The sequence below is a fragment of the Olivibacter sp. SDN3 genome, from assembly GCF_014334135.1.
Classification (GTDB): domain Bacteria; phylum Bacteroidota; class Bacteroidia; order Sphingobacteriales; family Sphingobacteriaceae; genus Olivibacter.
Genome location: NZ_CP060497.1, coordinates 3,622,643 through 3,635,331, shown reverse-complemented (window position 1 = coordinate 3,635,331; position 12,689 = coordinate 3,622,643). Strand labels below are relative to the sequence as shown.

Genomic DNA, 12,689 nt, shown 5'->3' with positions numbered 1-12,689 from the left:
AAATTTAGATTTTACAGTGAATATACTAAAATTTCAAATAAGTGCTTCGTTCTAATTTGATTAACTGATTCTAATAGTTTATTCTGAATCACCTTTTTTATATGTAACCTTTCTTTTATAAAAAGTAATATTTCTACCTTTAAAATACCCTCTACCATATCCTTTGAACATACTTAGCAACGTAATACTTGTAAAAAACAAGGTAAATGCTATAAATGGCTTAAATTTTTCAGAATTTGAACAAAGACAAATAGTTATATTATTTTCCGACATAAATTTAACAGCGAATAAGCTCCAAACGAAAATAAACGCACAGCTGACTATTTCATTGATCTTCGATACTGAATAACTAGACTTCAGACCAACGGTTTTATATAACGGACCGTAATATCGATCTTCCAACAAGTCAATATAACATTCCCAATGCCTTTGCCATGACTTACTTCCTTTATTTATGAGAAGCCAACCAGTAGAAAATACAATACCGAGACAACAGATCACAAAAAGCTCGTCAGGTTTATCGTTACTAACATCATTTTTCCAAACGAGAAAGTACGCTGCAAATGCTGGAACCTGAAACAACCAAAAATAGTTGGTCCTTTTCCAATATAACTCTATTTCAAAATCTCGCACCTTCCATGCCTTTTCCAGTAATTCTTTCCACCTCAGTTCTTTTTCCAACACTCCATTAGGCATCTTTTGTTCGAATCTTACAACAAATTCCTCTGCACTTATTGGATTAAGTTCATTGGGATGTTCTTTATAGAATAATGATCTGAAAGGTGGGCATGCTATCATCAGAACGATGAAAATAATAACTGTTAAAATAAAAAGCTGTAAAAGTAATTGGTCATCCATAGTAAATAATTTACTGTAAATATTTTGTTTTAATTTCTCTTGATAATCCTTCTAAATCGGGAAAAATAGAAGATTCGCTAATTCCCGTACGTCCCAACTCATTGACCATTTGTGGCACATACTTCCTAGTTAATACTTATTTGTACAATGAAATTGGTCTCTTAACAGAAAACTTTTCTTTACCAATAAAGAATTTATCATATTTATTCATACTAAATTCGTAATGCTTTATCAACCCCAAACCCTTGCAGACTCTGCATCAAAAAAATGCAATTCTATATAGCCCTTTTTCTTTCGCTTTGCTAATAGTCTCTCAGCTTTTGTGATTATCTCTTTATTTGATTCTGAAGTAATATCTCCATATAGACTAATGAACAATGATTTGATGCTGCAGTTGGGTATCAACTTTAAGATATGATCATCATTGTCTGCTAACGAATGTCCATAAATAAAAAGACAACCACCAATATGGCTAAAGCTCCTTAGACCTCTAGACAGGTAATTGCTATGCATAATTCTATCTGTTTTCTCTCGACTGGTTCCTTCGGAAACAAATAATGGATATAAATCTGTATTCAGTGCATTACGAATTTGTTCAACCAATCGTATGCCTGTATTTATCCATGTATATTTTTGAAGTTCTGCACCAGAATCAAATAAATGTAGAGCCCCGTGTAAGTAGAATAGATTTTGTCCGTCCGTCTTTTCAATATCCCAAGTCACAAAATTAGCTTGTCCATTATCAGGCGTCCTAAATCCATCATCGGAACGGAGCTCTTTTGTTTCTTGGAAATGCATAAAAGTCCAGTATAATAAAAGATCATAATTAAGGGTATAGCAATTGTTAAAGTTGGACAAAAAGTTTCTACAATTCTGATATTCCTCTTCTAAAATTTCAGAAGGGTTCTCTGGATGGCTATTAGCTATAGTATTAACCAAAATACTTTTAAGTTCGTCCACATCATTTTTCAAACTTGTAATAAGATACAGGTTCTTGGGATCATAAATAGTTAAAACATGTATTGCATAATTCAAATGTTTAATTACTAGCTCAAAATCCTTTGTTCCTAAATGGTCAAAAACTTCCTTTATTTCAGGATTTATCTTTTGGAAATCGGCTTGTTGATATAATGAATCGTAACGGAAGATGTCTTTTCGACAAGCTATACTAAAACCGTTGCCTATAAGAAGGTGCCTTTTGTTACAAACTGAACTTATTTCTAAAGCTTCCTGAAAAGTGATTTTTTTGTACATATATGTATTTTATCGTTAAATAATCGCATGCTTATAACAGAGCATCCAAGTTTAGTAACCTAAGCCGCCCTCTCTTTATCATAATACCCTATACTCTGCACAATCTCCTCAGAAAAATTATAGATATCATCCAGGCTTTGGATATCGTGTTTGGTTTCCTTTTTATCCTTATCGAATAAACCGATCCTTAAGCGGTTTGCCGTGAAATAAAAGCGGCAGATGGGTCTTCGGTTATTATCGTCCAACAGTACACCGCAATACGACTGCGTATCGCGCATATAGATACGCCCCACCTCCACTTCCTTACGGAGGATAGACTTCACGATCAGGAATCCATCGATCTCTTCCTGTGTGGTGATAATCAGTGATTCCGGTTCGGCAGGCGCTGGAGCAAGCTCTGCAGTGGTTTCGGTTTCTTTCTTCAAGGCACTCTTCAGCCTTTCGCTGATCTGATCGTTCACGATCTGGGTGAATACTTTCTTGGTAAGCGTGGTAAACTGATCGAGCACTTTAGCGGTTACCAGCCCGGGATATACCTGCCGGGCGAAATAGCGTACAAACTCCTCATTGGGATTATGGATCTCGGCATTGATCAGGATCTTGATCTCATTGAAGAATTTCAGATCGCTGGCCGTATTGGAGATGCTCTCCAGATCGAAAACGGCCTTATGGAATTTACGGAGCTCGGCGATCTCATTATCCCGCATCTCGGTGATCTTGAATTCAAAGAAGGGCTTTTCGTCCATCTTATTGGGTGTTACCAGATCGGTATAAAAGCGGTATTCGAGCCCGTTGGTCAACAGGCTGAACTTGGCTTCTGTCGTATGGAAATAACGGAAGAGCTGCGAATTGTGCGGATCCAGGCCATCGGCATAATGCTTGCACTCGATGAGGATAACGGGTTTATCGTCCTTCAGTATAGCGTAATCTACCTTCTCCCCTTTCTTAATGCCGATATCGGCCACAAACTCGGGGTGTACCTCAAAGGGATCGAACACATCATAGCCCAATATGCGCAGGAAAGGCATAATCAGGGATGTTTTGGTGGCTTCCTCGGTTTTGATCTGCGGAAGCAGGCGGTCTACCCGCTTGGCGAATTGCTGGATTTCATCTTTAAAGTCCATCGTGTTTGAGTTTAGATTGTTGATTTGATGCTTTTTGTTTTATTTTCTGCTCGGCTAGCGTAGCCTGTTTGCTGCGTAGCCAGTTCTTAATCGTTATACAAAATTACACACCGTTTAGCCTGTGTTTTTACGGTTTCCCATAATCGACGATTTTCTCGCTTAATTTTTATGATTATGGCTTACAGACCTTACAGGCCGCATAGCCGTTCTTTTGCGCGTCTTTCAGGCTGGTCTCGATTTTGCTCTTGCTCAGGTAGCGGCAGCTACCTCTATGGTATTTCTCTCCCGTTCGGGTGACGTATACAACGGTTTCCTTGCCGACCTCAAGCTTGTTGTTCGGATTTGTTGTAGCTAAGCTGGCATTGGGCGTTAAAGCCGTAAAGACCATGATGCTCAGCAACAGGTACATTTTCAGCTGTAGCACGCACTGCTGAAAAGACAAAAGGCCTTTCTTTCGGTGTGGTATTGACATGTGTGTGTTTGGTTCTTGGCTGACTGTGGCAATTACGGGATATGGCGCGGAGATGGTTGAGGTTCGGCTTGTTGGTTCAGGTAATTGTTCGGTCGGTTATTTATTTTTATTTAATACGGTTTGTTTTAGTTGATTGACGGGAGCTAATTTAATAAAGTAAACAGTATTTCGCAATAGGTTGAGAAAAATTGTTTATTATTATTCATAGAATTTTTTGGTCACTACAGGCCTGAATCATCTTTACGCTCATTTCATAAGGCAGGTTTCTCCAACGCACGAAAGCCACATCTGATTTTTTAGCGGTACCTACCAAATAGAAAAGCCACGCATTTTGAATGCATGGCTTCTGTTAATTAATACTTCCATTGATTTATAACTTCTCTACAACTTCCAAAGGTAATTTAAAGCTTTCAGCAATCAGATGAATAGCAACACCAGACTGCTTTAAGGATTTTGCCGACTCAAGCCGCTCCTGTTCTGCTTTGGTACGTTCTTCTTCCTGCGTTTTCTTTGTCGCTTCCTTTGCAGCCCTTTTTGCTGCTTCTTTTATCGCATAATCAAAGGCATTCTGGGTATCCCATTTGGTTTTTAAACTTGCTTCGTATGACATACGTTCCATCCTGTTAAGCTTATCCAAAAACTTTGGGATCTTGTCCATATTGCTGATATGCTTGAGCGGATAGAACCATTTATCCCGCTCGCTGTCCAACGCACCTTCCGTTTTTACAAAAAAAAGACAGATAACGCACTCCGATCAGTAACCCGTTCTGAAATAAAGTGGAAAACAGCAATCGTAGCCGCACGCTATATAAATGGAAGCAATAACGGAAGGAGCAAAATTAAGGGCTTAATTAAACCTTGCCCGAAATTCCAGCGGACTTACTTTAGCTTTGCTTTTAAAAAGCTTATTGAAACTTTGCGGATGTTCAAATCCAAGTTCGTAAGCTATCTCACTAACAGACAGTTCCGTAGTCGATAATTTGTGCTTAGCCTTTTCAATCAGCTTTTCGTGTATGTGCTGCTGTGTATTCAACCCTGTTAGACTTTTTAGCAGACCGCGTAAATACGTCGGCGAGATATTCAGGTTGTTTGAGATGTACTGCACCGTTGGAAGTCCCCTTGTTATCAGATTGTCATTATCGAAATAATCTGTCAGCAATGTTTCCAGACGATCCAGTACATGGTGGTTGGTAATACTCCTTGTGATGAACTGCCGTTGATAGAACCGCTCGGCATAATTTAGTAACGTTTCTACATGCGATAGTATAATATCCTGACTGAACTTATCAATGTTGGATTGATACTCATGCTGAATGTTCTTCACAATATCATTAATGATAGCTTCTTCCCTGTCAGAAAGGAACAGCGCTTCACTGACTGCATAATCAAAGTATTCATATTTACGGATTTTCGCGGCAAGCGTAGTCCCCCAAAAAAAATCAGGATGTATGAACAGCATCCAGCCCTCTAGGTTAACGGGCACACCACCGGCTTCCCCACTCAAGATCTGTCCCGGAGAAAGGAAAGCCAAAACACCTTCATTGAAGTCGTATTTCTGCTGCCCGTAAAGCAGTTTATCGCATCCTCTTTTCATCGTGATCACATACAGTTCAAATATCACGGCATCGATGCCCGAATCTTTCGGCATTTTGCTGAGATCCACCCACCCGATGAGGGGATGCAGTGGCTTGGGCATTCCCATCAGGCGATGTATCTCGGTGATACTTTTTATCCTGTACGGTGTTGATTTCGCCATGTCTAAAACCTATCTTTAAATGGATACTTTAACCATATCATAAGCAGCGGCATGACCAGAAAAGGAATTTCGATCAGTACCATTTTAAAATCACCAACATGCACTGCCAACGCCATGATTATAACAATCGATACCGCATTCAGCATATTTCCAAGGAAAAACGTTCCGGGAAAAAGCAGCAAAACACCTATTAAAAGCGTCATCAAGCCAAAAATCGGGATTACCCCCTCCCGGATGCCCAGTTCCTGCATCATCTTCATGGATTCGGGATTATTTTTATAATTAAACGTGTCCCAACCATGTTTGAACGCCAGAAAAACGGAAACCAGCAGCAAAATCAGTGATATAATATCCTTTAACATATCATTTTAAAATAAATTTATTCGACTTCTACGGATACCGATTTCGATGTTAAGGTACAAAAAAAGCTATCGGTATTCCAACTTTACGCAAGAGCAGTACGAAAATCAAAGCTATACGTGTGACAAGATATCTCTCTATTACTGCTATACTGCTTTTGATCTTTCCCTGAACCGCTTAAACTCTTTATGCCCAAATCTGATCAGCATACCGGGGGCAATGCGGCTCAACGTACCGATGACTTTTATTAAAAGCGGCTTGATTTCCAACGTGTCGTTCTTAAGGGATTTCACGACGATGTTCACCATTTTATCCGCATCCATCATCTGGCTTGGTTTGGGCTGTATTACCCAATCGCGCTGTAGGTTGGTGTTTACTCCCGGAGGGATCATCTCGAAAACTTCTACACCGGTGTCCTGCAATTGCAGTCGCAGGGCGCGTGTATAGGCACGCACTCCGGCTTTGGTAGCACTGTATATTGGCGCCGCTGAGTAGGGCATATAGGCAATCCCGGAGGACACATTGACGATTGCTGCAGTTGGTTGTTCTAACAGGTGGGGCAGAAACCGGTGTACCATTTGCACGGTTCCCGTAAGGTTAATGTCGATTTCACTGGCAAGATCCGCTATATCTCGGGAAGAATCCCGGAGGTCGATCAATCGCATCGCACCCGCGTTATTGACGATGATGTTCAGTTTCGGGAATAGCTTGATGACATCGTTGTACAATTGTTCGATGTCACTGGGCTTACTCACATCGCTCTGAAACGTGTGCACATTCGGGTACTGCGCTTTGGCACTATTTAGCGTATCGACGTTTCTACCTGTTATTATAAGCGTGGCCCCCTCTTGAGTGAGCTGCTTGACCATTTCCAGACCAATCCCGCTGGAACCGCCTGTAATGAGTATCGTGCTGTTTTTTAAATCCATCTTTCCTTTTTTTATATGATGATACAAAGGTCTGTATGCATCGGGAATCGGAAGTATCCAAAACGACTTTTGATGTAGCCAAAAAGTAAAAAAAACAGCGTTTAGACGACTATATATCAAAAAATTATAGGCAAAATTCGCTACAGCATTTCCTACATCCCTCGAGCCTACAAAGCCTCCCTCTCTAATGTCCGTATAAGACTTTTCGTCAACGGTTTCCTACTAAAGGTGAAAGGACCACTCACAGGATTCTTTGCCTACCATACTGAAACATTTTATGCGCATTTCATAAGCCCTTATTCCCCCACGCACGAAAATATCATTTACATTGCAAAGCCATATGCTAAATAAAAAAGCCATGCATTTTGAATGCATGGCTGCTGTGAATGGATACCTCCAGATCAGCTAGCGCCTTTCGATCAGTAAGCCGCTGTAAATCTTGTCTGATGGTGTTTCGGATGTTCAACCTCATCAGCAATAACAACTGCTAAATCTTCAACCGACAATACACTCCTTTTGTCATCGTCGAAAACCGGAAAATCCGTTCCCAAACGATACTTGCCTGTTCTGCCTGTTTCTATGTGGTTCATTTCAAAAGGCGGACTAAAAAACACCCAATCCAATTCATTTTCTTCCTTTAGTATGTTATGGTAATCTCTTGCTGCCGAAGCACCTATATAAAATCCCTTTGGAAAATCGGGCATGTCAACAACTTGAACGCCTTCCGAAATATACAAACTTCCTGCACCTCCAATAACAATATAGCGTTTAACACCCGCAAGTTTTACAGCTTCCTGAATGGCTTCTGAACCTGCAATAAAATCATTGTAAAGGTTTGGATTTTCCCAACCTGCATTGTAAGCACTCACAACGGCTTCATTGTCTTTTAAAATTTCCGCAAGTTCCTTTACGTTCAAAACGTCGGCTGAAACAACTGTCAGATTTGGCTTATCCGATGCGTTTACATTTCTTGAAATTCCGGTAACGCTGTGGTTTCGATTTACCAATTCGTTTGTGATGCTTTTACCCACAAAACCTGTTGTCCCAATTACTGCTATTTTCATTTTTTCTGTATTAAATTTTATGCTACAAAATTACAAAGCATAGTTACATTATTTACAACTGTTACCTATTGGTAAGTGGTTTACATTTGGTAAGTAGTAGTTCAATAGGTAATTGTTTTTTATACTTTTGCATATATGAAAAAGCAAAATTCAAAACTTTCAGATGCTTGTAAGCTGCAAATTCAAGGTGTTAAAGACACACAGGATTTGTTGAGTGGCAAGTGGAAAACAGCCATTGTAGCTGCACTTTACGTAAATGGGAAATTCAGATTTATGGATTTAGGCCGGCATATAGAAGGCATTGCATCAAAGGTATTGTCAAAAGAGTTAAAAGATCTGGAAATGAATCAGCTTGTCAAACGAACGGTTTTGGATACCATGCCTATTACTGTCGAATATGAACTTACCGTACAAGGCAAAAGCCTGAATAAAATCATCTATGCAATGGCTGAATGGGGAATTGAATACAGAAAGTCAATACTGAAAAAGTAACGTCATAAACCTCACCCCATTTGATTTTATAGCACACTTCGTCCCATAAGGCCGGTGTTCCCCATCGTACAAAAGCATCGTCTAAATTTTAGTGGTAACTAATAAACAAAAAAACCACACAAAAAAATGCGTGGCTCGATTATGTATAATAAACAAATATTAATCTACTTTTTCTTCTTGTTCAGCTGCGCACGAATCTTTTGGACGAATTCAATAGAAACCTGTGCAGCTTGCGCAGCTTTCTCGTCTGTAAAGTCAAATTCCAGCAAAAGGTTTTCTACAAACTCTCTACTTTTCTTTTGTTCACCCCTTCGTTCGCCCTTTCGTTCTCCCTTTTGGATTCCTTGTTTGGTTGCCCTATCCAGCAGTAGTTCTTCTATACCCATAATTTCGCTCCTTCCTGTGATTTCTTCGATTTGCTTCTCAAATATAATTAGATTTTCCTCGTTTTCAAAACGCACGTAATACTTTAAAAAGTTCATCAGCGCTCTGATCTTTTTGTTTTCTAGCTTCTTTTCCACCAACCTGCGCAATACCTGTAACTTCAGATCCAATAGCGCTATGTCACGCGCCTGCGCACCTCTTATCCCTTTTCCGGCAAATGCCATTTTGGCCGTTAGGGCAACCATCGCGAAGGGATTATCATTGGCCTGAAGATCTTCGTCATCCTGCAAAGCGATATGATAGGTGTTGAAACGATATCGAATACTAGTGCCCTGATGTTCCGTCTCATAACTGCTTGGTCGCTTTACTTTACCGGCGTCAGTGAATATCGCATAAGCGGTAATCGGTCTGTTGTACTTGTCCAGTATCCGGTAATAATAGGTGAACATCCGTTCCGAAAAGTTTTTATGATATCTGCCCTGAACTTCCACATGCACCAGGATCCATTCCTCCTCTCCGCTCCTGCTATATACCTGTACCAGCTTGTCCACTACTTTCGGGCTGAACTCTTCGCCTTCCGGCGGGAAGAGCTGCTCGAGTTCCTTGTCCAGAAAGGTGACCCCTCTATTCAGGTCATAAACCTCATCGGCATTTTCATGCATAAAGCGCAGGAAATCGTCAAAAACTTCTTCCAGAATGCCCTTCCACAACAGATCGTCTTTTTTGGCCATACGTGATTGATTTTCGGTATGGCGCTAAAGTAATATGCTGAATCAGGAATAGCGATTTTGTTCAGTGAATGAACAAAGTGAACAGAGGTTGTGTCTCCATTTTATCAAAAATTCTTATGCTATCTTTACCTGAATTATTTTTGAAACAACAAGGTGCATGATATTAGTTTTTATAACTTAGTGTAGTAGCATCTAAAATCACATGGTTGAGGTAGCGATAACAAATCAATATTCATTCGATAATAAACCTTAAAAAATTGGAACTTCGTGTAGCAAGGCATACCAATAATCTACAACCACTGATTAGATTCTATTCAGCAATATTTGGTTTGGAAATACTCGGCTCTTTTCAGAACCACGATAATTACGATGGTGTATTCCTCAGTTAGCCAACTTAGAAGATAAATTACGTTCCGCCGGAATATTGGGCAGTTGAGAAGGAAAATATAATACCCCATTTGATTTTATAGTACACTTTGTCCCATAAGGCCGGTGTTTCCCATCGTACAAAAGCATCGTCTAAATTTTAGTGGTAACTAATAAACAAAAAAACCACACGAGGAATGCATAGCCGCTGCTTATTAATATGTTTTGCTTAACGGAACACCTGCCGATTGGTAATTTCGCTACAATAAGAGGCGGATGCAAAACTCAGGATTGTTGATTGATCATCGTACCAGGCTTCGATTAGTGGCTTATTCTTGCTATATTGGTCGCTATACTACGAATAGCAGTAATTAATGAACAAGAAAGCTTATTATCACCCGCTCACCTGCGCCTGCACGCTGATGGCTTGGTTATTGTCATGGTCGGTTCAGGCTCAGACCGTAGCAGACTTTACCCTGCCGACGAACTGGACAGAGGAAGCGCTCTCCGCAAAAACACCCTTACCCGAATATCCGCGCCCGCAAATGGTTCGTTTCGACTGGCAAAACCTGAATGGGCTGTGGGATTATATGGGCGGTGCCAAGCTTGCTGATCCACGTATGGCCGAAACTGCTCCGGAATTCCCGGCATCCGGCGAGAAGATTCGCGTGCCTTTTGCACCAGAGTCCGAGCTGTCCGGCATTGTGCGAAAGGGGGAAACTTTTTTATGGTATAAACGAAATATAAACATCCCACGCCCCTGGAATGATAAGCGCGTGCTGCTGCATTTTGGTGCCGTAGATCATTTCGCGGTGGTGTTTGTCAACGGCAAAAAAGTGGGTACGCATGGCGGTGGATACGAGGCTTTCCATTTCGATATCACCGATTATTTGACTACGCGTGAAAACACGGTGGTAGTCGGTGCTTATGATCCGAACGATGGCAAAGTGCCCTGCGGAAAAAATGGTGATAAAGGCGATTACACCTTCAGCTCGGGAATTTGGCAAACCGTATGGATGGAGCCGGTTGAACAGCAGCACATCACCCACCTCAAACTGATACCGGATCTGGAGAACGACCGACTGGCTATCACGGTATTTTCACCCAAGAAAGGACTCAAGGTAGTCGCCAACGCAAAAGAAGGCGCCAAAGCGAAGGCCAGCGCGGATGGTCAACCTGGCGAAACATTCTATCTATCTGTTGAAAATCCCCGCCTTTGGACTCCCGATGATCCCTTTTTATATGACTTAAACCTGCAACTGGTAGATGCTAAAGGCAAAACGGTGGATCAGGTGGATTCCTATTTTGGCATGCGCTCCGTTCGTATCGAAAAGGTCAATGGTGTTAACAGAACCATATTAAACGGCAAGTTTGAGTTTCAGCTAGGCCTATTGGATCAGGGTTATTGGCCGGATGGCGTCTTTACGGCACCGACGGACGAGGCTTTGCGGTATGATATTGAGCTGGCGAAAAAGACGGGATTTAATGTCGTGCGCAAACATATCAAAGTAGAACCACAACGCTGGTACCATCACTGCGATAAAATTGGGGTGTTGGTATGGCAGGATATGCCCAACTTATGGTATCCGGATGAAGTCGACTCGGTAGCTGTTCGTGCGCAGTTCAGAAGTGAATGGAAAGCTATAATGGATCAGCTGATCAGTGTTCCTTCCATTATTATGTGGGTACCGTTTAATGAAAACTGGGGCGCGTTTGAAGTGGCCGACATTACCGACTGGACAAAAAAATACGATCCGACACGCCTGGTCAACGGCTTGTCCGGCTACAACTATGCACCCGGCTATCGCCCGGCTCCCGGCGATCCCGGGAATGGCGACTTTGTCGACCTACATCACTACGGTGAAATGAAGGATAAATATTTTCCCGAACCGGATGAGCAGCGCGCGGCTTCATTGGGTGAATTTGGCGGGAAGGGATTATTTGTGCGCGGCCATCTATGGCCAGTGCCCAATAACGCTTACGAAGTGATGATCAATTCCGAGATCTTGACCGATACCTACATTTATTTGCTGAACGAAGTGGAGCAACGCATGCTCTACCGAGGATTGAGTGCCGCTATTTACACGCAAACGACTGATGTGGAGCATGAGATCAACGGTTTGGTGACCTACGACCGTAAAGTGGAGAAGATGGATTTCGAAAAGGTGAAATGGATCAACGAAGCGATACTGAAGAATGGCCGGAACATGGGTGCTAAAAAGAATATCAGCTCCATCGTGCGCGAATATCCGGTGGAGTAGGGATTTGAATGAAAGTAAAGAAGCCACCTTTCCAAATTCAAGAACAGAGAAACAAACGGAGGTGAATAACAAAAGTAACAAAAAATCTAGGCTATATGGACTTCGCTAATGATTCAGGGCCTCAGCGAAATCCTGTGGAGCCGCTTCACAACACAGGCCTTACTCTTCGCTTTTCACAGGATTTATTGCCCATCTCTGGCCTGAATCATTTTGACGCTCATCCCATGAGGCCGTTATCGGCCAGCACACAGGCAATAACCTAACTCCCCTTCACTTTCGGGCTGAACTCATCGCCTTCGGGTGGAAAGAGCTGTTCAAGTTCCTTGTCCAGAAAGACGATCCCTTTATCCAGGTCATAAACCTCATCGGCATTTCCGTGCATAAAACGTAGGAAATCGTCAAAAACTTCTTCTAGAATGCCCTTCCATAACAGATCGTCTTTTTTGGCCATACGTAGTTGGGTTTTCGGTATAGTGCTAAAGTAATGTTCCGAATCAGGACGAACGATTTTGTTCAGGGAATGAACAAAGTGAACAGGGATTGCATCTCTCCTTTATACAAAATTCATATGCTATCTTTACCTGAATTATTTTTGAAACAATAAGGTGCATTCGATAATACACTTTAAAGAATTGGAA

15 protein-coding genes are annotated in these 12,689 nt (G+C 41.5%); 3 read left to right on the top strand and 12 right to left on the bottom strand.

Features of this window, described 5'->3' with window-relative positions; all coding sequences use genetic code 11:
- Positions 1-78: 78 nt before the first annotated feature.
- From H8S90_RS15115 to H8S90_RS15075, 9 genes are all read right to left on the bottom strand, one after another.
- Complete coding sequence (locus tag H8S90_RS15115; protein WP_187338695.1) at positions 79-858, bottom strand: hypothetical protein; 780 nt, start codon at positions 856-858, stop codon at positions 79-81.
- A gap of 231 nt (positions 859-1,089) precedes the next feature.
- Positions 1,090-2,112 carry a DUF4917 family protein gene (locus H8S90_RS15110; protein ID WP_187338694.1) on the bottom strand — a complete coding sequence of 341 codons (1,023 nt, stop codon included), beginning with the start codon at positions 2,110-2,112 and terminating at the stop codon, positions 1,090-1,092.
- 59 nt (positions 2,113-2,171) lie between these two features.
- Positions 2,172-3,236: a type I restriction endonuclease gene (locus H8S90_RS15105; protein WP_187338693.1), complete on the bottom strand. Its 1,065-nt coding sequence runs from the start codon at positions 3,234-3,236 to the stop codon at positions 2,172-2,174.
- 172 nt (positions 3,237-3,408) lie between these two features.
- A complete protein-coding gene (locus tag H8S90_RS15100) occupies positions 3,409-3,708 on the bottom strand; it encodes a hypothetical protein (protein ID WP_187338692.1) in 300 nt (99 codons plus the stop codon).
- Between the two features lie 370 nt (positions 3,709-4,078).
- Positions 4,079-4,417 (bottom strand): Rpn family recombination-promoting nuclease/putative transposase, encoded by a 339-nt coding sequence (locus H8S90_RS15095; protein ID WP_222852107.1) that lies wholly within the window; start codon positions 4,415-4,417, stop codon positions 4,079-4,081.
- A 138-nt stretch (positions 4,418-4,555) separates the two neighbouring features.
- The gene (locus H8S90_RS15090) at positions 4,556-5,464 is read right to left on the bottom strand and encodes an AraC family transcriptional regulator (protein ID WP_187338690.1); all 909 of its coding nucleotides are present in this window, start codon (positions 5,462-5,464) and stop codon (positions 4,556-4,558) included.
- Between the two features lie 2 nt (positions 5,465-5,466).
- A complete protein-coding gene (locus H8S90_RS15085) occupies positions 5,467-5,826 on the bottom strand; it encodes a hypothetical protein (protein ID WP_187338689.1) in 360 nt (119 codons plus the stop codon).
- Between the two features lie 144 nt (positions 5,827-5,970).
- Positions 5,971-6,873 carry an SDR family oxidoreductase gene (locus tag H8S90_RS15080; protein WP_222852106.1) on the bottom strand — a complete coding sequence of 301 codons (903 nt, stop codon included), beginning with the start codon at positions 6,871-6,873 and terminating at the stop codon, positions 5,971-5,973.
- 299 nt (positions 6,874-7,172) lie between these two features.
- Positions 7,173-7,817 (bottom strand): NAD(P)-dependent oxidoreductase, encoded by a 645-nt coding sequence (locus tag H8S90_RS15075; protein WP_187338688.1) that lies wholly within the window; start codon positions 7,815-7,817, stop codon positions 7,173-7,175.
- Positions 7,818-7,952: 135 nt separating this feature from the next.
- Here H8S90_RS15075 and H8S90_RS15070 point away from each other — a divergent pair, with 135 nt between their 5' ends.
- Positions 7,953-8,309 (top strand): helix-turn-helix domain-containing protein, encoded by a 357-nt coding sequence (locus tag H8S90_RS15070; RefSeq protein WP_187338687.1) that lies wholly within the window; start codon positions 7,953-7,955, stop codon positions 8,307-8,309.
- 164 nt (positions 8,310-8,473) lie between these two features.
- Here H8S90_RS15070 and H8S90_RS15065 read toward each other — a convergent pair whose 3' ends face one another.
- Positions 8,474-9,424: a hypothetical protein gene (locus H8S90_RS15065; RefSeq protein ID WP_187338686.1), complete on the bottom strand. Its 951-nt coding sequence runs from the start codon at positions 9,422-9,424 to the stop codon at positions 8,474-8,476.
- Between the two features lie 837 nt (positions 9,425-10,261).
- Entirely contained in the window at positions 10,262-10,471 is a 210-nt protein-coding gene (locus H8S90_RS25935; RefSeq protein WP_222852105.1) for a hypothetical protein, read from the bottom strand.
- A 23-nt stretch (positions 10,472-10,494) separates the two neighbouring features.
- On the opposite strand from H8S90_RS25935, the gene H8S90_RS15060 reads away from it, so the two are divergent.
- Complete coding sequence (locus H8S90_RS15060; RefSeq protein WP_222852104.1) at positions 10,495-12,051, top strand: glycoside hydrolase family 2 protein; 1,557 nt, start codon at positions 10,495-10,497, stop codon at positions 12,049-12,051.
- Between the two features lie 95 nt (positions 12,052-12,146).
- On the top strand, positions 12,147-12,314 hold the full coding sequence (locus H8S90_RS15055) for a hypothetical protein (protein WP_187338685.1): 168 nt from the start codon (positions 12,147-12,149) through the stop codon (positions 12,312-12,314).
- On the opposite strand, the gene H8S90_RS15050 is transcribed toward H8S90_RS15055, so the two are convergent.
- Positions 12,311-12,502, bottom strand: a complete 192-nt coding sequence (locus H8S90_RS15050) for a hypothetical protein (RefSeq protein WP_187338684.1) — start codon at positions 12,500-12,502, stop codon at positions 12,311-12,313. The two genes, H8S90_RS15055 and H8S90_RS15050, sit on opposite strands and share 4 nt — an antisense overlap.
- Positions 12,503-12,689 lie beyond the last annotated feature (187 nt).